Annotated in this window: 18 protein-coding genes and 3 tRNA genes; 3 read left to right on the forward strand and 18 right to left on the reverse strand. The window is 61.0% G+C overall.

Annotation, left to right across the window (positions count from 1 at the left end):
• Positions 1 to 25 precede the first annotated feature (25 nt).
• The 13 genes from nuoH to E2F50_RS08725 all read right to left on the reverse strand — a co-directional run bounded on the left by nuoH (position 26) and on the right by E2F50_RS08725 (position 10,120).
• Entirely contained in the window at positions 26 to 1,069 is a 1,044-nt protein-coding gene (gene nuoH, locus E2F50_RS08665) for an NADH-quinone oxidoreductase subunit NuoH (RefSeq protein ID WP_133316380.1), read from the reverse strand.
• Positions 1,070 to 1,076: 7 nt separating this feature from the next.
• Positions 1,077 to 3,182, reverse strand: coding sequence for an NADH-quinone oxidoreductase subunit NuoG (gene nuoG, locus E2F50_RS08670; RefSeq protein ID WP_133315740.1), 2,106 nt, complete (start codon positions 3,180 to 3,182; stop codon positions 1,077 to 1,079).
• 58 nt (positions 3,183 to 3,240) lie between these two features.
• The gene (locus E2F50_RS08675; RefSeq protein WP_133315741.1) at positions 3,241 to 3,810 is read right to left on the reverse strand and encodes a 5' DNA nuclease; all 570 of its coding nucleotides are present in this window, start codon (positions 3,808 to 3,810) and stop codon (positions 3,241 to 3,243) included.
• 5 nt (positions 3,811 to 3,815) lie between these two features.
• Entirely contained in the window at positions 3,816 to 5,120 is a 1,305-nt protein-coding gene (gene nuoF / locus E2F50_RS08680) for an NADH-quinone oxidoreductase subunit NuoF (RefSeq protein WP_133315742.1), read from the reverse strand.
• 3 nt (positions 5,121 to 5,123) lie between these two features.
• Entirely contained in the window at positions 5,124 to 5,357 is a 234-nt protein-coding gene (locus tag E2F50_RS08685; RefSeq protein WP_133315743.1) for a hypothetical protein, read from the reverse strand.
• Positions 5,358 to 5,431: 74 nt separating this feature from the next.
• Positions 5,432 to 6,370, reverse strand: coding sequence for an NADH-quinone oxidoreductase subunit NuoE (gene nuoE, locus E2F50_RS08690; RefSeq protein ID WP_133315744.1), 939 nt, complete (start codon positions 6,368 to 6,370; stop codon positions 5,432 to 5,434).
• A 16-nt stretch (positions 6,371 to 6,386) separates the two neighbouring features.
• Positions 6,387 to 6,653: a hypothetical protein gene (locus E2F50_RS08695; protein WP_425375382.1), complete on the reverse strand. Its 267-nt coding sequence runs from the start codon at positions 6,651 to 6,653 to the stop codon at positions 6,387 to 6,389.
• Positions 6,650 to 7,840: an NADH-quinone oxidoreductase subunit D gene (locus E2F50_RS08700; protein ID WP_133315746.1), complete on the reverse strand. Its 1,191-nt coding sequence runs from the start codon at positions 7,838 to 7,840 to the stop codon at positions 6,650 to 6,652. The genes E2F50_RS08695 and E2F50_RS08700 overlap by 4 nt, the downstream gene beginning before the upstream one ends.
• A 77-nt stretch (positions 7,841 to 7,917) precedes the next feature.
• Positions 7,918 to 8,520 carry an NADH-quinone oxidoreductase subunit C gene (locus E2F50_RS08705; RefSeq protein ID WP_133315747.1) on the reverse strand — a complete coding sequence of 201 codons (603 nt, stop codon included), beginning with the start codon at positions 8,518 to 8,520 and terminating at the stop codon, positions 7,918 to 7,920.
• An 18-nt stretch (positions 8,521 to 8,538) separates the two neighbouring features.
• Positions 8,539 to 9,120, reverse strand: a complete 582-nt coding sequence (locus E2F50_RS08710) for a NuoB/complex I 20 kDa subunit family protein (RefSeq protein WP_133315748.1) — start codon at positions 9,118 to 9,120, stop codon at positions 8,539 to 8,541.
• Positions 9,111 to 9,476 (reverse strand): NADH-quinone oxidoreductase subunit A, encoded by a 366-nt coding sequence (locus E2F50_RS08715; protein WP_133315749.1) that lies wholly within the window; start codon positions 9,474 to 9,476, stop codon positions 9,111 to 9,113. Before E2F50_RS08715 ends, E2F50_RS08710 begins: the two co-directional genes overlap by 10 nt.
• Before the next feature lie 420 nt (positions 9,477 to 9,896).
• Positions 9,897 to 9,973: transfer RNA gene (locus E2F50_RS08720), tRNA-Asp, on the reverse strand.
• Positions 9,974 to 10,043: 70 nt separating this feature from the next.
• Positions 10,044 to 10,120 (reverse strand) — tRNA-Asp (locus tag E2F50_RS08725).
• Between the two features lie 263 nt (positions 10,121 to 10,383).
• On the opposite strand from E2F50_RS08725, the gene E2F50_RS08730 reads away from it, so the two are divergent.
• Both E2F50_RS08730 and E2F50_RS08735 read left to right on the forward strand, forming a co-directional pair.
• A tRNA-Val gene (locus tag E2F50_RS08730) sits at positions 10,384 to 10,459 on the forward strand.
• Between the two features lie 697 nt (positions 10,460 to 11,156).
• Positions 11,157 to 11,453, forward strand: a complete 297-nt coding sequence (locus E2F50_RS08735) for a DUF6894 family protein (RefSeq protein ID WP_133315750.1) — start codon at positions 11,157 to 11,159, stop codon at positions 11,451 to 11,453.
• Here E2F50_RS08735 and E2F50_RS08740 read toward each other — a convergent pair.
• Positions 11,447 to 12,277, reverse strand: a complete 831-nt coding sequence (locus tag E2F50_RS08740) for a Crp/Fnr family transcriptional regulator (RefSeq protein WP_245515344.1) — start codon at positions 12,275 to 12,277, stop codon at positions 11,447 to 11,449. The genes E2F50_RS08735 and E2F50_RS08740 overlap by 7 nt on opposite strands.
• An 83-nt stretch (positions 12,278 to 12,360) precedes the next feature.
• Between E2F50_RS08740 and E2F50_RS08745 the strand changes: the two genes are divergently transcribed.
• The gene (locus tag E2F50_RS08745) at positions 12,361 to 13,149 is read left to right on the forward strand and encodes a metallophosphoesterase family protein (protein ID WP_133315751.1); all 789 of its coding nucleotides are present in this window, start codon (positions 12,361 to 12,363) and stop codon (positions 13,147 to 13,149) included.
• A gap of 1 nt (position 13,150) precedes the next feature.
• Here E2F50_RS08745 and E2F50_RS08750 read toward each other — a convergent pair whose 3' ends face one another.
• The 4 genes from E2F50_RS08750 to E2F50_RS08765 all read right to left on the reverse strand — a co-directional run bounded on the left by E2F50_RS08750 (position 13,151) and on the right by E2F50_RS08765 (position 24,179).
• Positions 13,151 to 13,939 carry an SDR family oxidoreductase gene (locus E2F50_RS08750; RefSeq protein ID WP_133315752.1) on the reverse strand — a complete coding sequence of 263 codons (789 nt, stop codon included), beginning with the start codon at positions 13,937 to 13,939 and terminating at the stop codon, positions 13,151 to 13,153.
• Between the two features lie 15 nt (positions 13,940 to 13,954).
• The gene (locus E2F50_RS08755; RefSeq protein ID WP_425375383.1) at positions 13,955 to 15,313 is read right to left on the reverse strand and encodes an aminotransferase class I/II-fold pyridoxal phosphate-dependent enzyme; all 1,359 of its coding nucleotides are present in this window, start codon (positions 15,311 to 15,313) and stop codon (positions 13,955 to 13,957) included.
• 71 nt (positions 15,314 to 15,384) lie between these two features.
• The gene (locus tag E2F50_RS08760) at positions 15,385 to 22,803 is read right to left on the reverse strand and encodes a type I polyketide synthase (protein ID WP_133315753.1); all 7,419 of its coding nucleotides are present in this window, start codon (positions 22,801 to 22,803) and stop codon (positions 15,385 to 15,387) included.
• A gap of 185 nt (positions 22,804 to 22,988) precedes the next feature.
• Entirely contained in the window at positions 22,989 to 24,179 is a 1,191-nt protein-coding gene (locus E2F50_RS08765) for a polysaccharide biosynthesis/export family protein (RefSeq protein WP_133315754.1), read from the reverse strand.
• Between the last annotated feature and the right edge of the window lie 209 nt (positions 24,180 to 24,388).

Here is a 24,388-nt window from a genome sequence, read left to right on the forward strand (position 1 = left end):
TTGCCGAAGGCGGACAGGACCATGATCAGGCCCATCCCGTCAGCTTCAGCACGAATGCGGTGATGATGACCATGACCAGCGACAAGGGCAGGAAGACCTTCCAGCCGAGGCGCATGAGCTGGTCATAGCGGTAGCGCGGCACGAAGGCTTTGACCATGGCATAGCCGAAGAAGATCAGCCCGACCTTGAGGATAAACCAGATAATGCCCGGCACCCAGTTGATCAGCCAGAAATCGACCGGCGGCAACCAGCCTCCGAGGAAAAGGATCGTCGTCAGCGAGCAGATGAGCAGGATGGCGGCATATTCGCCCAGCATCAGCATCATGTAGGGCGCTGAGGAATATTCCACCATATAACCGGCGACCAGCTCGGATTCCGCTTCCGGCAGATCGAAGGGCGGGCGGTTGGTTTCCGCAAGTCCCGAAATGAAGAAGACGATGAACATGGGGAAGAGCGGGATGAAGTGCCAGTCGAGGAATGACGACGGCATGCCGAGCATGGTGCCTAGCCCGGTGCTCTGGGCATAGACGATGTCCGACAGGTTCAGGGAACCGACGCACAGCAGGACGGTGACGATCACGAAGCCGATCGAGACTTCGTAAGAGACCATCTGGGCGGCGGACCGTAGCGCGCCGAGGAAGGCGTATTTCGAATTGGACGCCCAGCCGCTCATGATGATGCCGTAGACCTCAAGCGAGGAAATGGCGAAAACATAAAGCAGGCCGACATTGATATTGGCGATCACCCAATTGGTGTTGAATGGGATCACCGCCCAGGTGGCGAGTGCCAGCGTCACCGAAACCAGCGGTGCCAGAAGGAAGACGCCCTTGTTGGCGCCAGCCGGAATGATCGGCTCCTTGAAGACGAACTTCAAAAGGTCGGCAAAGGACTGGAACAGGCCGAACGGACCGACGACGTTGGGGCCGCGGCGCAGCTGTACGGCTGCCCAGATCTTGCGGTCCGCCAGCAGGATATAGGCGATGAAGACCAACAGGCAGACCAGAAGCAGCAGCGATTGGCCGATCATGACGATGGCCGGCCAGGCATAGGTCGAAAAGAACGTATCCATGTTCATATTACTCCGCCGCAGCCTGGAAATTGTTGCGGGCCAAGGACGAGCATTCAGCCATCACAGCCGACGCGCGTGCGATCGGGTTCGTCAAATAGAAGTCTTTGATCGGCGACGCAAACCCGGACTTCGACAATTCACCTTTTTGGTCGCCCCTTTGGGTACCGGCTCTCTGGCCGAGAGTGGCGATATCGTTGACCGAGCCCGCGGCGATCTCGTCGATTTCGGCGAAATGCGGATAGGCCTGGTAGAGTTTGGACCGCAGCGCCGGCAGCGAATCGAAGGGCAGCTTGTAGCCCAGTACGTCAGACAGGGCGCGCAGGATGGCCCAGTCTTCACGGGCTTCGCCCGGCGCAAAGCCGGCGCGGTTGCCGACCTGCACGCGTCCTTCTGTATTGACCCAAGTGCCCGACTTTTCCGTATAGGCTGCACCCGGCAGGATGACGTCCGCATGGTGGGCACCGGCATCGCCGTGGCTGCCGATGTAAACGGTGAAGCCCGACCCCTTCCGGGAGAAGTCCAGTTCGTCCGCGCCGAGCAGGAAGAGGACATCCATGCCAGCCAGCATGTCGGCCGCATTGACGCCATTGGCACCCGGAACGAAGCCGAGGTCCAGACCGCCGACGCGGGCAGCTGCGGTGTGGAGAACGCCAAAGCCGTTCCACTCTTCGCTCAGGGCTCCGATCGAACCGGCGAACTGGGCAGCGGCGGCAAGAATAGCCGCACCGTCCGGACGCATGAGAGCCCCCTGCCCGACGATGATCATCGGGTTCTTGGCACCGCGCAGGACATCGCCGAAGCTATGCGCGCCGGATGCGAGATCGGAAAGCGTATCGACGCCGGCGCCGAGATAATCGTAGGCATAACGCAGATCGGTCGCCTCGCCGATCACGCCGATCGGGAAGTTGCCGCGGCGGAAGCGCTTGCGTATACGGGCATTGAGGACGGCGGCTTCAAGGCGCGGATTGGCGCCGATGAGCAGCAATGCGCCTGCCTGTTCGATGCCCTCGATGGTCGGGTTGAACAGGTAGCTGGCGCGGCCGAGCGAAGGATCGAGCGCCGTCCCGTCCTGGCGACAGTCGAGATTTTCGGAGCCAAGCGAACGGATCAGTTCCTTCAGCGCATACATTTCCTCGACGGAAGCGAGATCACCGGCAATCGCACCGATCTTGTTGGCAGAGGTCGCCGAAACGGCGGCCTTGATGGCACCGAAGGCTTCGCCCCAGGTGGCGGCAGCCAGACGGCCGTTCCTGCGGACGTAAGGCCGGTCGAGGCGCTGCGTCTTCAGACCGTCCCAGATGAAGCGGGTCTTGTCGGAAATCCACTCTTCATTCACCTGCTCGTTGACGCGCGGCATGATGCGCATCACTTCGCGGCCGCGGGTATCGACGCGGATGGCCGAGCCGACCGCATCCATGACGTCGATCGATTCGGTCTTGCCGAGTTCCCAGGGGCGCGCGGTGAAGGCGAAGGGCCGCGACGTCAAAGCACCGACCGGGCAAAGGTCGATGACATTGCCCTGCAGTTCGGAGGTCATTGCATGTTCGAGATAGGTGGTGATTTCGGCATCCTCGCCACGGCCGATCAGGCCGAGCTCGGAAATGCCACCGACTTCCGTCGTGAAGCGGACGCAGCGCGTGCAGTGGATGCAGCGGTTCATCACCGTCTTGACGAGCGGGCCGATATACTTGTCCTCGACGGCGCGCTTGTTTTCCGTGTAGCGCGAACTGTCGATACCGAAGGCCATGGCCTGGTCCTGCAGGTCGCATTCGCCGCCCTGGTCGCAGATCGGGCAATCCAGCGGATGGTTGATCAGCAGGAATTCCATCACGCCTTCGCGGGCCTTCTTGACCATCGGCGTGTTGGTGAAGACTTCCGGAAGCTCGCCATTGGGACCCGGGCGAACGTCGCGCACGCCCATGGCGCAGGACGCCGCCGGCTTCGGCGGTCCACCCTTCACCTCGATGAGGCACATGCGGCAATTGCCCGCCACGGAGAGACGCTCGTGGAAACAAAAGCGCGGGATCTCGACGCCGGCTTCCTCGCATGCCTGCAGCAGCGTGAAATGATCCGGAACTTCGATCTCTTTGCCGTCTACCTTCAGCTTTGCCATCTTAATCACTTACGTCCTTAGTTCACCCCTTGGTCGAGAGACCGGGGCCATAGTCGTTTTAGTTCAACAGCGCCTTGGCCTTGCCGACCCAGTCGTCCCGGCCGATGCGTCCGTTGAAACCCAATTCTTTTTCGACGCGGGCAATATCGGCCTCAGTCCAGCCGGCTATCTGCTCGAGGCGCGTAACGCCCATATCCTGCAGCCGCTTTTCGAGCCGCGGCCCGAGACCGGCTATCTTCCTCAGATCACCGGATGCCTGTGCCGCACCGATCGTTCTTGCGGCCTTGCTCGCCGGCTTGGCTCTGGTCGTCCGCTTCGGTGCCACGACTTCGGATTTAGCCGCCGCAGCCACCGGAGGCTTTTCAGGTGGTTCCGCCTTGGGCTGCTCATCCTCTGCCGCAGAAAACCGGTTTGCCGTTTCCATGGCACCCTGCAGCGCTCCGAAAAACGCATCCGTCATCTGACTGGCCAGGCTGAAGCTCATCGCGGTTGCCGCCGCCATGGCCGCCGCCGGATGGGTCAGCCATGGATTGAGGGCCAAAACTTCCGAGAAGCCGGGCATGCGCGCAGGATCGAACGCCGGGTAATCCGCCGCCCCCTGATCCCGCTCTCTGCCCGCTTCCGACACAAGCCTTACTCCGCCGCTTCCATGACGGCGCCCTGCGAGGTCGCCTTATAGGTATACTGGTCGATGCGCGCTTCGATTTCCGGACGGAAATTGCGGATCAGACCCTGGACCGGCCAGGCAGCCGCATCGCCGAGCGCACAGATGGTGTGGCCTTCGATCTGCTTGGACACCTGGAGCAGCATGTCGATCTCGCGCTTCTGCGCATTGCCCTTGACCATACGTTCCATGACGCGCCACATCCAGCCGGTGCCTTCGCGGCACGGCGTGCACTGGCCGCAGCTTTCATGCTTGAAGAACTGCGACAGCCGGGCGATCGCCTTGATGACGTCGGTCGACTTGTCCATGACGATGATCGCCGCCGTGCCGAACGACGACTTCTTGTCGCGCATGCCGTCGAAATCCATGATCGCGTCGTCCATGTCCTCGCCGCGGATGATCGGGCAGGAAGCGCCGCCGGGAATGACGGCGAGCAGGTTATCCCAGCCGCCGCGGATGCCGCCGGCATGCTTTTCGATCAGTTCGCGGAAGGGGATGCCCATGGCTTCCTCGACCGTGCACGGCTTGTTGACGTGGCCGGAGATCATGAACAGCTTGGTGCCGACATTGTTCGGGCGGCCGATGCCGGCAAACCACGCTCCACCGCGACGCAGGATAGTCGGGGCAACGGCGATGGACTCGACGTTGTTGACCGTGGTCGGGCAGCCATAAAGGCCCATATTGGCCGGGAAAGGCGGCTTCAGGCGCGGCTGGCCCTTCTTGCCCTCCAGGCTTTCCAAGAGCGCGGTTTCTTCGCCGCAGATATAGGCACCGGCGCCGTGGTGGACGTAGATGTCGAAATCCCAGCCGTTCTTGTTGTTGGTGCCGAGAAGGCCGTTGTCATAGCATTCGTCGATCGCCGCCTGCAGCGCTTCGCGTTCGCGCATATATTCGCCGCGGACATAGATATAGGCCGTATGGGCGCCCATGGCGAAACCGGCAATCACGCAGCCTTCGATCAGCGTATGCGGATCGTGGCGCATGATGTCACGGTCCTTGCAGGTGCCCGGCTCCGATTCGTCAGCGTTGACCACGAGATAGTGCGGACGACCGTCGCTTTCCTTCGGCATGAAGGACCATTTCAGGCCGGTCGGGAAGCCGGCGCCGCCGCGACCACGCAGGCCGGACGCCTTCATCTCGTTGATGATCCAATCCCTGCCCTTTTCGATGATCGTCTTGGTGCCATCCCAATGGCCGCGGCTCATCGCGCCCTTCAGGGACTTGTCCTTCAGACCGTAGATATTGGTAAAGATGCGATCCTGATCATTCAGCATGGCTTATTCCGCCGGTTCTTCGATGATGTCGAGGCGCTTTTCGATGCGCGTTACGCGCTGATCCAAACGTCCGAGAGTTTGATAAATGTTGGAAACGTCCACGTGAACGGCGTTCATCTGCGTCGTCAGCGAAGTCAGCCGGGCATCGATGCCATCAAGTCTGTGCTCGATGTTGGACAGCCTGCCCTGCATCGGTTTCAAGACTTCATAGATCAGATCGTTGGTGACTTCCGCCATCGGTTATTCCTGCCAGGCCGTCAGGGCAAGGCCAGCATAGACGGCTTTCCCCTCGACCGCGAGCATTGTCGCCATTACTTGTCCTCGCCTTCCGTCGGTCCCGCCTTCTTGCGGCTCCGCTTCGGCTTCAAATCGCCCGACACGGAACCCGGCTCCGGCGGCGCGCCTTCGACGGCGCTGCCGGGAGACTTCGGATCCGGATCCGTCTTGGCGGTGGCCGACAGCGGCATATCCTGAGCCGCCTTGACGCGCGCCTTGGCGCCTTCCTTGTCGGTGACCGGCGTCTTGATGGACGCATCCGCTTCGGGAGCGACATTCTTGGCGCGGCCGGCATCGGTGGGCGGCATGGGTGCCGCTTCTTCGGCGCCCCGCTGCGGCTCCAGATTGGTGCGCACCGGCTTGACCTCTTCGAGCAGCGTCAGCGGGCCGCCTTCGGGCGCCGAGAATGCGCGGTCGACCTGCGGGCCCGGCTTGATCTCGCTGCCCTTGCCGGCTTCGAAGGCATCGATGATTTCCTCCAGCCGCTCCGGCGTCAGGTCCTCATAGGCGTCCTTGAAGACGATGACCATGGGCGCGTTGACGCAGGCGCCCTGACATTCCACCTCTTCCCAGGACAAGGTGCCTGATGCGTTGAGCTCGAGGGGGTCGTGGTGGATCTTGTGGCGACAGACCTCCATGAGATCTTCGGCGCCACGCAGCATGCAAGGGGTCGTGCCGCAGACCTGGATATGGGCGCGGGTGCCAACCGGCTTCAGCTGGAACTGTGTATAGAAGGTCGCCACTTCCAGAACCCGGATAAAGGGCATGTCCAGCTTGTTGGCGACGTATTCGATGGCGGAGCGGGTGACCCAGCCGTCCTGCTCCTGCGCACGCATCAGCAGCGGGATGACGGCCGACTGCTGCCGTCCTTCCGGGTATTTCCTGATCGTTGCCTCGGCCCAAACGGCGTTCTCCTCGTTGAAGGCGAACATTGCCGGCTGAAACTGGTCTTCGGCTAATCGACGAACGGACATTCTTTTCCAGGCCTTATCAGTTTATGGCACCACACCGCGACCGCGTCAGCGACACGAATTCGCAGGCATAGGCAGACTTGTCTTTCTGCATGAACACTATGAACTTTGTACCATTGGGCGTCGACGACTTGATCTCGTACCCGTTGGCCAAAAGCTCCTTCATTGATTTCGATCCGCCGCCGGCGGTCGTGTCGCCGACATCCGGCGTCTGCGTCGCCAACTGCGCAAAGGCAGCAGGCGCGGCAAACAGGCAGCCAGCGAGGACGACCGGACGAAGCATCAGCGATCCACCTCGCCGAAGACGATATCGAGCGATCCCAGAATGGCCGAAACGTCCGCCAGCTGGTGGCCACGGGTCATGAAGTCCATGGCCTGCAGATGGGCATAACCGGGCGCACGCACCTTGCAGCGATATGGCTTGTTGGTGCCGTCAGCGACGATATAGACGCCGAATTCGCCCTTCGGCGCTTCGACGGTGGCGTAAACCTCGCCGGCCGGCACGTGGTAGCCTTCGGTGTAAAGCTTGAAGTGGTGAATTAGCGCTTCCATGGAGCGCTTCATCTCGCCGCGCTTCGGCGGCACGACCTTGCCGTCGGCCGACGAGAAGGGACCGACCTTGGCATCGCCCAGCAGACGGTTGACGCATTGCTTCATGATCTTCACCGACTCATGCATCTCGATCATGCGGATGACGTAGCGGTCGTAGCAGTCGCCATTCTTGCCGACGGGAATGTCGAATTCCATGTCTGCATAGCATTCATAGGGCTGGGACTTGCGCAAATCCCAGGCCGCGCCGGAACCGCGCACCATGACGCCCGAAAAGCCCCAGGCCCAGGCATCTTCGAGGCTGATCACGCCGATATCGACATTGCGCTGCTTGAAGATGCGGTTGTCGCTGATCAGGCCGGCAATATCATCGATACGGCTCGGGAATTCGTCGCACCAGCGGCCGATATCCTCGACCAGTTCATGCGGGAGATCCTGGTGCACCCCGCCTGGACGGAAATAGGCGGCATGCATGCGCGAGCCCGACGCGCGCTCGTAAAACACCATGAGCTTTTCCCGCTCTTCGAAACCCCAAAGCGGCGGGGTCAGCGCGCCGACGTCCATGGCCTGGGTGGTGACGTTGAGAAGATGCGACAGGATACGGCTGATTTCGGCGTAAAGGACGCGGATGAGCTGGCCGCGGATCGGGATCTCGAGGCCGAGCATCTTTTCGACCGCCAGACAGTAGGCATGCTCCTGGCTCATCGGCGCCACGTAATCGAGCCGATCAAAATAGGGCAGCGCCTGCAGATAGGTCTTGGCTTCGATCAGCTTTTCCGTGCCGCGGTGCAGCAGGCCGATATGCGGATCGACCCGCTCGACGATTTCGCCGTCCAGCTCCAGCACAAGCCGCAACACGCCGTGCGCCGCCGGGTGCTGTGGACCGAAGTTGATGTTGAAGTTGCGGACGTTGTGTTCAGTCATTCTACTTGCTCCATGCCGGGCGGACAGGCCGCACCGAGCGGAAAAGAACTGCCTTCAGGCGGCGATCACGCGCCGCCTCAGGTTTTCGCCTTTTCATCCCCGGGAAGGACATAATCGGTGCCTTCCCAAGGCGACAGGAAATCAAAGCTGCGGAATTCCTGGCGCAGTTCCACGGGCTCGTAGACCACGCGCTTGGCACTGTCGTCATAGCGCACTTCCACATAACCGGTCGTCGGGAAATCCTTGCGCAGCGGATGTCCCTCGAAACCGTAATCGGTGAGGATGCGGCGCAGGTCCGGATGGCCGGTGAAGATGATGCCGTACATGTCCCAGGCTTCGCGCTCAAACCAATCGGCGCCGGGATAAACGTCGCAGGCCGACGGCACGGCTTCGTCTTCTCCGACCGCCACCTTGATGCGGATGCGCAGATTATGACGCGGCGACAGGAGGTGGTAGACGACGTCGAAGCGCTTTTCGCGGGCGGGATAGTCGACGCCGCAGATATCGATGAAGCTGATGAAGGCGCAGCGCGGGTCGTCCCGCAGAAAGGTCAAAAGCGGAACGATTGCCTCCGGCTCGGCCACCAGGTTCAGGTCGCCATAGGCGATCTCCGCGCCCGCTACAAGAGCAGGGCGCGCTTCGCGAATATAGGTCGAAAGCTCGTTCAGCGCTTCTATCATGATCTTGTCCTCAAGCCCTTAGCGCTCGATCGTACCGGTCCGCCGGATCTTCTTCTGCAGCAGAAGCACGCCGTAAAGCAGCGCTTCCGCCGTGGGGGGACAGCCCGGTACGTAGATATCGACCGGCACGACGCGGTCACAGCCGCGCACAACCGAATAGGAATAATGGTAGTAGCCGCCGCCATTGGCACAGGAGCCCATGGAGATGACATAGCGGGGTTCCGGCATCTGGTCGTAGACCTTGCGAAGCGCAGGCGCCATCTTGTTGGTCAGCGTGCCGGCCACGATCATCACGTCGGACTGGCGTGGCGAGGCGCGCGGCGCAAAACCGAAGCGCTCGACGTCGTAGCGCGGCATGGACAGCTGCATCATCTCGACGGCGCAGCAGGCGAGACCAAAGGTCATCCACATCAACGAGCCGGTCCGGGCCCAGTTGATCAGCTCATCAGTCGAGGTGACCAGAAAACCCTTGTCGGCAAGCTCGTTGTTGATCTCGCTGACGAAGCGGTCGTCGCTGCCGACCGGCTTGCCGGTACTCGGATCGACGAGGCCTTTGGGTTGCGGCGCAATGAGGGTGCCGCCGTTATCGACTACTCCCATTCCAATGCTCCCTTCTTCCATTCATAAATAAAGCCGATCGTCAGAACGGCGAGAAAAACCATCATCGACCAGAAGCCGAACCAGCCCATTTCGCCGAAGGACACGGCCCAGGGGAAAAGGAAAGCTACTTCCAGATCGAAGATGATGAAAAGAATTGACACGAGGTAGAAGCGAATATCGAACTTCATGCGCGCGTCATCGAAGGCGTTGAAGCCGCATTCGTAGGCCGACAGCTTTTCCGAATCGGGCGCCTTATAGGCTACGGCGAAAGGCGCAATCAACAGAGCGAGGCCAATCACCAGAGAGATGCCAATAAAGATCGCGATCGGGACATAGGAAGTGAGAAGTTCACTCATAATATTCGATCCCTGCTTGCCATGAGCGCCGGGCGGCACTCGGAATCAATGCGCGGCAAGCGAACGTGCATTGCAACAAGCCGTGACTAGCGCAGCCGAAGCCCCCACGCAAGCATTTTGAACGGCGATTCCCGTGTCAATTTGGAACAGTTCCAAATATAGCGGGGTTCGATGAACCACATCTCCGGCATCCGTGGTGCGGGCAGTCCGGCCAAGAAGAGCCCTCCCCTTCCGAACACTGCAGATAAGAAAAGCCGATGATGAAATGTGGGGTTCGCCTGCGAGGAGATTTGACGCGTCAGCCAGCCTACAGGTTAAATAGGAAAAGCCATTACCCCGCACAATGCAGGCACTGGATTTATTTTAGATAAATCTGATAAATTCGAAGAGACCGGAGCCGCCTTTCGCGGATGGCGGCAATGGCGCGAGTGACGGGGCTCGAACCCGCGACCTCCGGCGTGACAGGCCGGCACTCTAACCGACTGAGCTACACCCGCGCATAATGCCGATGAAGGCATTCCCCATCTTCCGGCGCGAGCCTTCGAAGACAAAGATGTTTTGAGAGAATGGCGCGAGTGACGGGGCTCGAACCCGCGACCTCCGGCGTGACAGGCCGGCACTCTAACCAACTGAGCTACACCCGCGCATCTCTCAAAAGGTCCGAAGACCTTTCCCGGATGGCCTTGGCTGTCCGGTTGAGCGGCTAACTAAGAGGTTCGCGAACGGGTGTCAAGCAGGTTTCAAGACAAAAGGATGACGAGGCACTGCTTTGCACCTGCCCTGCCCGTTTCACCCATAGGACGGACAAAAAATTCGAAAAAACATCTTGAAAGCTCTTGCGGTTTTTCCGCGATCCGCATAGATCACGGCCACCGACGCGGCGGACGTTTTGCTCCGCACTTGCGACGGGCGATTAGCTCAGTTGGTAGAGCGCCTCGTTTACACCGAGGATGTCGGGAGTTCGAGTCTCTCATCGCCCACCAAATTCTCCACTCCCTCACCTACCCCCCTTGCTATGCTAGGGACTTCCCAGCGTACCCGCGCCTTCCTCGAGGTTTGGTACGGATTGGAGACCATATCAGCCCAAGGCAAGCTGATTGATTTTCCCGCCTTGGTGAGAGCCATCCACAGAGCCGGTGCGGGCGTTGATCCGTACCATTAGCGCGTCGGGAAGCTGACCTCATTCGCTGAGGCCGTCTGTGCTTCGAATTCATCAAGCGCCAGCTTGTGCACGAGAGCGAACAGGGACTGCGTTATGTTTGCGCCTGCAGGACATCGGGTTCAGTGGTTCCGGCCTAAAATGCTTGGTGCTGTGCAATAGGCAACAGCTTTGCACGCCGTATCCACCTGCCAACGGCGTACGCAGGCCCATCAAATCGAGTTCATCGGCATTCGTTGACAGAACTCGAACAGCTATTGCTGCCGCCGGCCTGTTTGGCAGGCCGGAGCACAGCAGCCCTCAGTCATCACCGCCTATGAGATCGGTTGGGAACGATGGCGCCAGTCAATAGGATATCTTCGCAAGTCATTTTGCGTCAGGGTGCTGGAGGAAGGACTGGCCGAGGCATGGTGCGCATGGGATAACCAAGAACGCATGCATTGCCTGTTGCAGATGAAACCGAAGTCGCCGATCCTAGTTGTGTTTCTATTGTAAGCCATCAGCCAACACGGAAAACCGTCATGCCGCATTTCTACCTTCACGTCAGATCGACAGACGGATTAGCCACAGATCCGGAAGGGGCCGATTTCAGGGACTTGGAAGCCGTCCGCAAGGAGGCCCGCAAAGGAATGAGATCTCTTGTTGCCGATGCTTTGTTCTCGGGAAAGGAGCTGCTTGTGCGAAGCGTTGAGATAACCGACGATCAAGGCAACGCGCTCGGACAGGTGACACTCGCTGCAGCTATATCGGGCGTAATCCCGGTAGACGACGCCTTTGTCCACGAAGTCAGGGAAGCTCAAGCTCAAGGCGCCTACTGATGCTCCTGACGCTGCGTGATTAGCGGAGAGTGCAGGCTTGGCCAAGTGTCAGTGAGTATCCGGCGGTATTCACGTTCCGACATACCATAAGCTTCACCTGCAGCTTCTTCTAACCGGCGGCGGTTTCTTATCGTGATGCGGCCTCGAGTGGCCGTGATCAACTGCTGACCTTCAAGAACATGCAAACTGTCCGTGACACTGGGCCTCCTTACTCCGAGCATGAGCGCCAGAAACTCATGAGTAAGAGGAAGCTCTACCCCAAGCCGATCGTCGCACATCAACAGCCATCGAGCCAGCCTCTGCTCGATATGGTAGCGCCCGTTCATCAGCGCAGTTGCAGCGACTTGAACCATGAAGACGTGCGCGTAGCGTAGAAGCAGTGACGTGAGCGAAGGACTTGTCGCCATTGCTCGGCGCAGATCATCAGGGCGGATGCGCAAGGCTTGTCCGGCTGCCTGCATGAAGCTCTTGTGGGGCGTAGACGTCAGTCCAAGAACGACAGGAACGCCCGCGAATCCTTCAAAACCGATGCAACCAACCTCAACACCATTTCCATCTGGATTGACGACGATTTCTGAAGAAAGTCCGCCTTCGAAGAAATAAACGTATTCGATCGGCTCCAGTGGCTCGAAAAGAACTTGATCCCGTTTAAGCTCGGTCCTTTCAAGATAGGGAGATATAATCTCGCAGTCCTGAGCTGACAGGAGGCCCAGGATCTTGTTTTTTGTGGCGATCACATAACCCTCCTCCGGGAAAAGGCGCACCAGTGGCAGCCTCGGATCATCAATAGAGCGCATTGAACAGGCCGCAAGTCTATTCGCCATTCGCGATGAATCTTTAACATTGTCTTAAGGCTCCATTTCCATTGTGATAACCTTACGGAAAGAGGCGAGACCGGCTTGGGATCATGCGCAGACTGACTGGCTGGCTTTGGCGAAACGCGCCTCCGCCCGAACCGGCGCCTCTGCGCCGCCGCATCGACCTTGGCGAAAAAGCGCCGGGCTTCCCGATCTATGCGATCGGCGACGTGCATGGCTGTCTCGACCACCTGCTGCGCGCGGAAGAACGGATTGCCGCCGATATCCGGGCAACCGGCCGCCGCGGTCCCGTCATCTTCCTCGGCGATTATGTCGATCGGGGTCCTGCATCGGCGCAGGTGATCGATCATCTCATCGCACCGAGCCCGTATGGCCTGAAGCGGGTCTGCCTTTGCGGCAATCACGACGACATTTTCAGCGCCTTCATTCCGGATCCCGACCGGCATCTGGAATGGCTGGCACTGGGCGGCGAGCAGACGCTGATGTCCTACGGCATCGACATCCACCATGTCGGCATCCGCCCGAAGGGCCGCAACGGCAAGCTGAAGGAGATGCTCGCCCACGCCGTCCCCCAAGCGCACCGCGACTTCCTGCTCAACCTGCCGGTGTCCTTGAAGATCGGGTCGCTGCTCTTCGTTCACGCCGGCATCCGCCCGGGCGTCGCCCTCAACCGCCAAGACAACGAGGACATGATCTGGATCCGCGAGCCGTTCCTGACGGAAGGACCACGGCTGCCGTCTCTTCTGGTGATCCACGGGCACACGCCGAGCACCGATGCGAGCTTCGGTGCACAGCGGATCGGCATCGATACCGGCGCCTTCTATTCGGGCAAGCTCACAGTTCTGAAGATCGAGGACGGATTGGCGTCGGTTCTTTAGATCACCTGCCCTGCCTTGAGGCGTGCCACCGGAACAGACATGGCTTGATCAGCGGACCGAGCCAGCCGAGAGCGGTGATGGACAGGCCGAAATAAACCTTTTGCTTGCGCCGCTCGATCCCTTTGACGATGTTTTTGGCCACAGCCTGTGCCGACCAGGGCGGGGCCGCGCCCATCAGCTTGCGGGCCTGCGGGGAACGCTGCGGCAGTTCCTTTTCGAACTGCGGCGTCAGCGTATCGGGCGGAAAGCAGATCGATACGAAGACGCCGTGGTGACGGGCTTCCGCCTGCAGCGCCTCGGCAAAGCCGACAAGCGCGGATTTCGAAGCGCAATAGGCGGTGTAGCCGTGGATGCCGACCAGGGCTGCACCGGACGAGACGATCATGATCCGGCCGGATCGACGCCGGCACATGGAAGGATAAACGGCGCGAACCGTGTTGACCGTGCCGGACAGGTTGGTCTGGATCTGGGCCGCAAAGGCTTGCGACGACTGCTGGTCAAAAAGGCCCGGATCCACCATGCCGGCAGAGGCCACGAGAATGTCACAGGGGCCTAGTTCCGCCTCGCAGGCGGCAATGGCGGCGGTGATCTCGGCTTCAGCCGCTATATCGGCCGTGGCGGTGCGGATGCAGCTGCCGGAGCCCGCAACAACTGCCGCAAGATCCTTGCGTGCCTGTTCAAGGCGGAGAGTATCCCGGGCGATGAGCGACAGATGGGCGCCACGGCCCGCATAAATCCTTGCCACTTCCAGCCCGATGCCGCTCGATCCTCCCGTGACGATCACATGCATGGCAAGGCCTCGTGATCAGGATTGCTCGGTTGCCTGGAGCAGCGGCGACAGCTGCATCATTTTTTCCATGTCGAGCGAGCCGAGGCCGAAATTGCGGTCCTGCAGACCCTTCAGGCGCCGCGCAGTCGAGGCGACGGCGTGGCGGATTTGTTCTTCCGTATGGTTGCAGGTGATGAAGAAGCGCAGGCGCGCCATTCCTTCCGGCACGGCCGGATGGATGATCGGTAGCGCGTTGACGCCTTCTTCCAGAAGCTCGTTCGACAGCTGCACCGCCCGCAGCGAATCACCGACAAGCACCGGTACGACCGAAAAGCCGAGGCTGATGCCGGTATCGAGCCCGGCCTCCCTGGCGCATTGAAGAAACAGGGTTCCGTTGCGGCGCAGCCTTTCCGTCCGTTCCGGCTCCGATCGCAGGATATCCAGCGCGGCACCGGCCGCAGCCGCCAGCACCGGCGCCAGCCCGACGCTGTAAACGAAACCGCCGGCCTCGGCCTTGAGGATGTCGGCCAGCGCCTGGCTGCCGGCAATATAGCCGCCGCAGCTCGAGCTCGTCTTGGACAGGGTGCCCATCCAGATATCGATCTCGCGCGGGTCGATATCGAAATGCTCGAAGGTGCCGCGCCCGGTTCGGCCGAGCACGCCGAGCGCATGCGCCTCGTCGACCATCAGCCAGAAGCCGTAGCGATTGCGCAATTCCAAGAGCGCCGGCAGGTCGGCAATGTCGCCGTCCATGGAATAAACGCCTTCGACGATGACCAGCACGCGGCGGAAATCCGACGAGAGCGTGCGCAGCACCGTATCCAAGTTTTCCACGTCGTTGTGGCGGAAAAGCCGCCGCGTCGCGCCCGACTGCTTGATTCCGGCCAGCGCGCTGTTGTGGATGAACTCGTCATGCACGACGAGATCCTGGGGGCCCACCAGACAGCTGATGGCCGCCACATTGGTCAGATAGCCGCTGACGAAGCAGACGGCGGCGTCGACGCCGTAAACCTGCGCCAGCTTAGCTTCGAGCGAAACGTGAACGGGGCGCTCGCCGGCCACCAGACGGCTGGCCGAGGCTGAAATTCCAAAGCGGTCGATCGCCGCCTTGGCGCTTTCCGTCACCTTCGGATCCGTATTGGTGCCGAGATAGTCGTAGGAGGCGAAATTGGCGAACTCCCGCCCGCCCATGACCGTCGTCGCGCCGGCGGCGATATCGTGGGAGCGGTAGAAAGGATTGTCGACGCCGATCAACTCGCCGATCTTGCGCTGCGCGTTGACCCGCTGATATTCCGGCAGGGCATCAAAGCGCAGCGGCTGGCGAACCGGCTGCTGCGGCTGGCGGTTGAGGCGCGCCGCGCGGTTTCGCCCGGAATTCTCGCTCGCCTGCCGCATCTGGTTCAGAAAACCAGTGCGCCCTTCCGAGCCGGGCTCGGAAGGCTTGCCGTCTCGCATATCGTCGCTTGTCACTGTGCGGCTGCTTTCTGCTGCGGCGTGGAGTGGCTCTTGACCAGGCGGTCGATGACCTCGTCCTGCGGCAAGGCTTCCTCTTCGCCGTTTCGCTTGGCGACGCGTTCGCGCAGACGCGCCACGACGTCGCTGACGGTCGTGTCCTCCCCTACCCCGCTGAGCGGAATATCAAAGCCCGTCTTCTGCTGGAAGCTCATCCCGAGCTCCATCGCCATCAGGCTGTCGAGGCCGATATCCTTGAGGATCTTTTCAGGCGTGATGCTGTCTTCGGTGATGCGCAGAATGGTGGCGATCTCGGCGGCGACCAGCTTGTGCAGCAGAAGCTGCGACTCGTCGGCCGATTTGCCGCGGATCAGGTCTTCGAGGTCGATCCGGTCGCCGTCGGCGGCGGCCTGCTGGCTGCCTGCCGAGCGTATCGCCGTTTCGAAGATCGAGGCATTGGCGATCGGCAGCATGCGCACGGCCGACCAGTCCACCTCGGCGATCATCACGGCGGCTGCGTCCACCGATCCGGTGTCGGAGACCATGTAACGCTCGACCTGTTCCAGCGCGTCGCGCGCCTTCATCGCCGTCTTGCCGATCCGCTTCGACAGGAGATCATTGACCTCGGCATTGCGGGCGAGGAAGCCGGTATCGGCAATCGCGCCGAAGCCGACCGCAAGCCCCGCCTTGCCCTTGGCGCGGCGCGAACGGGCCAGGCCTTCGAGATAGCCGTTGGCGATCACATAGTTCGCCTGGCCCGGATTGCCGAGCATGGTGGTTGCCGACGAGAAGAGCAGGAAAAGCTCCAGCTCGTCGCCCGCCGTCAGCGTGTCGAGGAGCTGCGCGCCCTTCACCTTGACCTCGACCACAGGCCGGTTGCGTTCCGGCGTCAGGTTCGACAGCAGCGCGTCGTCGAGAACCATGGCGGCGTGGACGACGCCCTTGAGAGGGCCTTCCGTCCGCAATTCCGCTAGCAAAGCGGACAGCGCCGCTTCATCGGTGATGTCGCAGGCATGGATCGTGGCGGTGACGCCCTTCTCGGCCCATCTCGCCAGCGCTGCCAGCGTGTCTTCATCGGCAAGCCCGCGACGGGAGCAGAGCGCGATGCGATGGGCGCCCTTGGCGACCAGCCAATCGGCGGCCACGAGCCCGAAGCCGCCGATACCGCCCGCCACCAGGAAGACGCCCTGCGCATCGAAGCGGAGCGGCTTGCCAGCCGCAGCTGTGACGCGGTCCTCGCCGATCACCGGCGGCTGCACGACGATCTTGCCGATATGGCCTGCATTCTGCATCAGCCGGAAGGCATTGCCGATCTCGTCATAGCCGAAGGCGCGGTAAGGCAGCGGCTGCAAATCGCTCTTTTCGAAAAGTTCGCCGATCTCGGCGAAGATCCGTCTGGTGATGGCCGGCAGGTTGACCAGCAACTGGTCGGCGTCGATGCCGAAATAGCTAACATTGCGACGGAAGGGGCGAAGCCCGATCTTGCGGTCGGAATAATAATCGCGCTTGCCCAATTCCAGGAAGCGGCCGAACGGCTTCACCAGTTCCAGGCTGCGTTCCATGGCTTCGGAGAACAGCGAATTGAGAACCAGATCGACGCCCGCGCCCCCCGTCACGCCACGGACCCTGGACACGAAATCCAGCGAGCGGGAATCGAAGACATGGTCCGCACCCAGCGCTTCCAGGAAGCGGCGCTTTTCCACCGTTCCGGCCGTGGCGATCACCACGGCACCCTTCAGCTTGGCGATCTGCAGAGCCGCGAGCCCCACGCCACCGGCGGCACCGTGGATCAGGATGGTTTCGCCCGGTTCGATATGGCCGAGCTGGATCATCGCATAATAGGCGGTCAGGAAGGCGACCGGGACGGTCGCGGCAGCGGCGAAATCCAACCGCGCCGGGAATTTCGTCACCCCGTCGCGGCGAACCCGCACATGCGTGGAAAAGGCTGCGGGGCCGATGCCCATGACCCGGTCGCCCGGGGCAAGATCGGTCACGCCGGAACCGATGCTCAGCACTCGACCGGCCAGTTCCATGCCGATCGTGGCACCGGCAAACCCGTCCTCCAGGGCTTCTTCCGGAAGCAGGCCCATGGCCCACATCACGTCACGGAAATTCAGACCGGCGGCTTCGACGGCGATGACCACTTCGCCATCACCCGGCACCGGCACATCGCAGGCCTGCCAGACGATGCTGTCGACCCGTCCTGTCGTCAGCTGGGTGATCGTGGCAGCGGTGAAATCGGCCTTTTCGACGTCCTTCAATGGGAAGGGTCCGGACGCGGCGCGAAGTTCGGACAGACGGCCCTCGCGCAGCACCCATTCACGGTTGGCGGTCGCGGCCGAAAAGACAGCCGGAATCACCGCTGCAAGCTCGCCCCCGTCGACCTCCGCATCCAGCATATGGATATCGACCGCATCGAATTCATTCTGCAGGACACGGGCAAAGACCCAAAGCCCCGCATTGGCGTCACCGGTTCCCGCGCCGGCCAGCGGAGAACCGCCGGGAGCAAGGATGACGAGCTGGGGCTTTTCGGCACCGGACATGCGCGCCAATGTTTCGGCGATGATCTTGAAGCGCTGCAGGCGAGCCTGCGACAGATCCGACGCCTGGTTTGCGGCCGAACGGTTGGCCACATAAACAAGCCGCGCGCCCTTGCCATCGAGCTTTTCGAGCGCCGCATCAAGCGATTGCTCGACGGACTTCGCCTCGATCTCCACGGACGCCAGCTTGCCGAGAAGCTGTCCCTTCTGCTCCGCGACCACAATCAGATCGGAACGCGTGCCGGTGTCAGCGGCAGCACTTGCTACGAGCGACTGGGCTGCCGCGACGATCAGCCCGCCTTCGGAATAATTTCGTTCCTCGACCTGGGGCGCAACGAAACCAAGGCCGAGAACAAGATCCTCGACCTGACCTGCGGTCAAAAGCTGTCCGACCGGAAACTCCGGCAACTGGCTCGCAGCAAACCAGCTGTCGGACAGGCCAAAGGCAAAGTCGTTGAAAGCCGAAGGGGCACGATCGGTAAAGACTAAGGTCGCGCCGGAAGCGGCCGCCGTCCGAACGGCGGCGCGGATATCTTCATCGCTGGCCAGCAGCCGCTGGCTTTCGAGGCCCGCTGCGATAATGAGATCGGCGGACTTCACGCTTGCAAACTTCCTGGGCTCGAGGACCGACACATTGGTGCGGTTCTCGAATGCCAGCTCGAGCGAGCGTCTGACGCTCTCGCGAGCCTCGACGACAACGAGCTTGGCGCCCTGATCGTCGGCCAGTGCCGCAAGCCTGCTGCTGAAAGACACGGATGTCGTGCCAGCTTCGACGATCAGGCGGACGTTTCCGCCATTCAAGCGGCATATGTCTTCCACCATCTCGATCGCAACGCTCGAGCGTTTGCGGCCCAAAGGCGAATGGACCAGAACGTGATCAAGCGTCGCTTCGCTGCTGTTGCGGCCTTCGGCCTGATCCACCTCCGGACGCAGCGAAACATGCGACAGCTGCTCCATCGCGTCGCGATAGGCATTGTTGATCAGCACTGCTTCGGCAATGCGGCCGGAATCTTCCCGGTAGATCTCCTGCAGGAGTTCGCCGACCGGTGGAAAGCTGAATTCGGCGGGCACCCGCCATCCGGGTTCGTCCGCGGAGGCAATGCCTGCATCTTCCAGAATGTAGAGGCAGCTTGCGAGGAATGCGCGGAAATTATCGTCGCCCACGAAGCGCTGCGGCGACACGAAACCGTCCTGGTTGGCAAGCGACAGGGCGATTTCATGACAGGCCCGGTAGACTGCGGCATCCAGCATCAGGGACGCATTGTCGCGATCGAGATCGGCGTCGGCGGGTTCGAGAACATGCTGGCCCAGCTGCAGTGGAACCTGCCCGGCCTGCAGGAAGGCCGGAACCGCCTCGAAATGGAATGCGACGGAAGAAAGACCGTGATGGCGACGCAGCGACGTGCGCCGGAAACGACAATCTTCGAAGCTCGCGACCTGTGCGCCATCCGCATCGAACATGCGGAAATTGACCTTGATCGAGAAGCCGCTGAAGCGTTCGATCTCGATGATCGCCCTGGTGATAGCCGACCCCTTGCCCGCAACCCGGACCGAGCCGAATCGAACCGGAATATAAGGCGAGCCAGCCTCGCTTCCGGAAAGCTGATCGAACAGCGCGACCAGGCCGTGGAAGACCGCATCCACCGTGAAGGGGTTGAGGTTATAGCCGATAAAGGGATGCGCGGGCGCATCGGCAGGCTTTAACTCCACCTCGACCAGATTGCGGCCGAAGGAGACCGCCTTGGACAGAAGGCGGAAACGCGGCCCGTATTGTAAGCCAAATCTTTCGGCCGTGTCATAGACATCGCGCGACGTCAGCGTCACGCCCTCGCCGTCGCTGCCATGCCATGTCCGCAGGCTCGCTTCTTCGACCGGCTTGCGGCAGCGTGCCACGGCATGGACCGTCCAGTCGTCGGTGCTCAGACGCTCGCGGGAGCGGATCTCGATGTCGCCGGTTTCCGGAGACAGAACCGTCGATACCTCAAGCATCCGGTCCTGGCGAAGCTCCATGGGCCGGACAATCTCCATATTGGAGATTTCGACCTCATCGGTGCCGAAATGAAGTTGTGCGGCCGTGACCGCGATTTCGACAAAACCGCTTCCCGGCAGAATGGCACGAGAATCCACCACATGTTCGGCAAGATCCGGGAAGAGCAATGCATCCACATGGTTCTTCCAATGGGAACCATTCGGATCACTGCGCCAGCCGAGCAGGGTATAGGGGCTCTTGCGGTCGCGGCCGAAGACGTCGATCTCGTCGCTGGTGCCGGGCATCCTCAAGGTGACCGGCTCCATGGGGAGCGGCGGCAGGCTTGCGAAGGCATTGCGTTTGCCGCCATGCCGCGACGGAGCCAGTGCGGCGCCATGCGCAACGGCACGGGCAAAGGACCGAGCCACAGGATCGTGTCCGGCAACCGGCGCCTCGCGCTGCAGGGTGCCGATCACCACGGCAGGCTGCGACAGGCTTTTGGCGACTTCGCTGACATAGTTCGACAGTATAGTCCGCGGCGAGATCTCGATGAACAGGTTGCAGCCCAGTCCAATCGCCGTTTCGGCAGCCGCCTTGAAGAGCACCGGATCGCGGACATTGCGCCACCAGTATTCCGAGTCCAGCCCACGTCCGTCATAGACTTCGCCGGTGACGGTGGAGACGAATGTGCAGGCACCGCTTTCCGGCTCGATGGTTGGAAGATCGCTCAGGAACGCGTCGCGGGCGCTGTCGATGATCGGATGATGGAATGGGTAATTGATGTCGAGGATGTGCGCGACGATCTGCGCCTTGCGGGCAGCATCCTTGAAGGCCTGGATTTCCTCCACCGGGCCGGAAATGGTGACCGAGTTCGGCGCGTTGATAGCGGCAACACAGATCCGCGTGAGGCCACAGGACTTGGCGAAAGCCAAGGCAGCTTCTTCGTTTAGGACGACGGCCGCCATCTTGCCTTGGCCGGCGAAAAGGTCCTGAGACTTGGACCGCTTGGCAACGATCGCCACCGCCTCGGCCGCCGTCAAGGTTTTGGCGGCATAGGCTGCCGCTAGTTCGCCGACGGAATGGCCGAAAACCACATCCGGCCGGATGCCGAGCGCCGCGAGACAATCGGACAGCGTCGCCTGGATGGCAAACAATAGCGGCTGGGCAATCTTCGTATCGCCGAGACGCATGCTGAGATCGGCCGATGTCAGCAGATCGGTCAGCTTGTGTCCGAGATGATATTCGAAAAGCGCGCTGAAGGACTGGAAGCATTGGCGGAAATGGCGATTTTCGCGGTAGGCTTCGACGCCCATCCCGGCCCATTGAGCACCATTGCCGGAGAAGACGAATGCGATCTTGCCGGTGCTGGAAGGCGCCTCGCCACGCTCTCCTTCGGAGGTCTCGCCGGCTAGATGGGCAGCGATCGCATCGAGGACCGCGTCGTCGCCCTTTGCATCCACGGCAAAGCGGTAGCGCATCGGGTCGCGATTGGCTGTCGACGCGGCCACGACCTGACGGGCCTTTACCGGCTCCGCCTGTTCAAGAGCCGCCTTGTAATCCTGCAGCAGGCTGTTCAAGGCAGCCGCGCTGTGGGCGCTGGCAAGGAAAAGCGAGTTTTCGGCTTTCGCATTCGACGCCGTTTGGCTGACGGGCTCGGGATCGCCGATCACCACATGCGCATTGGTTCCGCCGAAGCCGAAGGAATTAACGCCCGCAAGCCTTGCCTCCTTGCCGCGCAGCAGCTTGATCGCCGAGGTATTGACCCGCACGTTGAGGCCCGAGAAGTCGATATCCTCGTTGGTCTTTTCGATATGCAGGGTCGCCGGCACAAAGTCGTTTTCGAGCGCGATCATCGCCTTGATCAGACCGAAAAGCCCGGACACAGGCTCGGTATGGCCGATATTGGACTTGATAGAACCGATCGGCAGCGGCGCCCGCCGCTTCTGGGCGATGATGCTGCCGATCGCCCAAACCTCGGCAGGATCACCAACGCGGGTTCCCGTGCCGTGGCCCTCGATGAAGGCAACCCGGTTCACATCGATGCCATTGCCCTCATAGATCGACCGCAGCAGTTCGGCCTGGGCCTCACGCGAGGGCAGGCTGATGCCATTGGTGCGGCCGGAGGAATTGACGCCGGTGGCATGGATGCGGGCATAGCTGCGGTCGTTCTGCTGCCGCGCCCGGTCGCTGCGACGCAGAACGATGGCGACGCCACCTTCCGCCCGCACATATCCATGTCCATTCGTGTCATAGGCGCGACATAGGCCTTCCGGCGACAGCATGCGCGCCTGCGCGAACCCGACGAAGGACAGAGGATGGACGAGGATATTGACGCCACCGACGATCGCCGTATCGATATCGCCGCGCTCCAGGCCGCGGACCGCCTGATCGAGGGCCACCAGCGACGACGAACAGGCGGTGTCGATGGTCATGCTCGGCCCATTGAGGCCAAAGACGTGCGAAATACGGTTGGAGACGATCGACAGCGTATTGCCGGTCATGAAGTAAGGGCTGCCGGATGCAGGATCTTCTGCCGACAGATTACCGCTGTCGAGGCTGGAGGCGCCGACGTAAACGCCGACACGTTCCTTAGCCAAGGAGCTGACGGGCAGACTCGCGTCTTCCAGCGCCTGCCAGACAAGCGTCAGGAGCAGCCTTTGCTGCGGATCCATCTGCATGGCTTCGCGCTGCGAAAGACCGAATACGGCCGGATCGAAATCGTAAACGGAATCGATGACGCCGGCGGCAAAGGTATAGGTCTTGCCAGGCGTTCCAGGCACAGGATGCCAGAACCGAGCAAGGTCCCAGCGGTCAGCGGGAATTTGCGTGACCGTGCATCTTCCCTTGCTGAGAACTTTCTGCAGTTCCTGGATGGAGTTCGCGCCTGGTGCTACGCAGGCTCTGCCAATTACTTCAATCGTCATCGTCACTCTGTGTTCATCACAGCTAAAATGGCGGATGCGGAAACTCGTCTTCGAATGACCTTAACAACATACTTAGAGGCCGTTGTCACCAGAAAAGCGTCTTCATGCACCGCTTCGCCCAACCGGCGACGGCCGCTCACAAAAGCAATATTACGTATTTTTCAAACAATTGCCGGTTGAATTGCCTAGTTACCGACGCTTCCGACCACCGACACCGTTCCTGCGCCTTGCGCAGCAATGCCAAGCGGCGCGCCGATGATGCTCAGGAACTTGCTGAAGTCCACCGACTTATGGCGTGCCGCATAGATGACGTCCCTGCTCTTGATCGGGAAGGTCTGCCCGACTACGAGGCTATCCGGGTGCGTCATGTCGAAGCGGTAAACGATCGGGTAGCGACCATCGCGGTTCGGCTTCATGCCTTTGCGCAGGAGCTCGTTGAACCGCCCTTGGCCGACGAGGCCGGTAATGACTTCCGGCTCTTCATAGCGGAACAGGAAATATCCCTTGGTGTCTACGGTATAATCGTTGCCGCCCCCACCGAGTGCCACTGCCTCGAGCAGGTTGAGGTCGTTCGCGCCGAACTCGACCCGTGCATTGCCCTTGACCGCGCCCAGAAGCGTGAAGGTGCGCGGGTCCCGGGTTACGAAAACCTGGTCCCCAGGCTGCACATAAATGTTTTCCGACGGGTTCTCGATAATCGACTTCAGTAGCGCCGTCCCCGTCCGCTTTCCGCGAACGATGGTGACATAGGCTTCATAGGGTTGCGCCGTAGCACCGCCCGCCTTGGCAATGACGTCCGTGATCTGCTCGCCGCTGAGGTTCAAAGATACCTGCGAGGATTTGCCGACGGCACCAGAAACAGTGACCGAACGAGACGGAGTATCGCCGGTGGCAATGATAACGTCCGGCTCCACAGCCTTGCTGACCAAGGCAGCGAGAATAGCCTTGCGGGCTTCTTCAAGAGTTCTGCCAGCAAATCTGACCGTGCCCACATAAGGAATGGCGGCAGTGCCATCCGGCTGCACCACGATATCGATACTGGTCTGCTTCGATTCGCTGGTGGAGAAAAGGCCGTCGGAGCCCGCTTCGAAAACCGTCACCTTCAGCTGATCGCCGACCCCGATCACAGCCCGGCCGACGCCTGCATTTCCAATGCCGAACCGGCGCTTCAACGCGGAGGAAACATAGTCCGAGACCAGATGAGCAGAACGGTTGTCGACATCGACGATCTCGAAAACGGCGGCGTTCAATCGGCCTATGTCAGCGCTCGAACGCCCGGCATCCTTGTTGATGGCCGATGCCAAAGGTCCTTCACCCGGTACAGCCTGACATCCCGCCAGAGCCGCACACACCACAATTGCAGTCATTCGAACCAAATCAGACACTCCAGTTCAGCGCCGACGCGATGCGTCTGCGACGGCAGCAAGAACGATGCTTAGAATCCGCCCGCTTCTGAAAGCATACCGGGCATTGAACAACAAGCCGGTTTGCACCTCAGCGCTTAAAATTAAGATCCTGTGCGGTTTTAAGGCCATAGTTGGACGCCGGGCTTCATCGTTACCCTAGTTAAGAAAATTTGAGTTAA

It is taken from the genome of Rhizobium deserti (assembly GCF_004358025.1).
GTDB lineage: Bacteria > Pseudomonadota > Alphaproteobacteria > Rhizobiales > Rhizobiaceae > Neorhizobium > Neorhizobium deserti.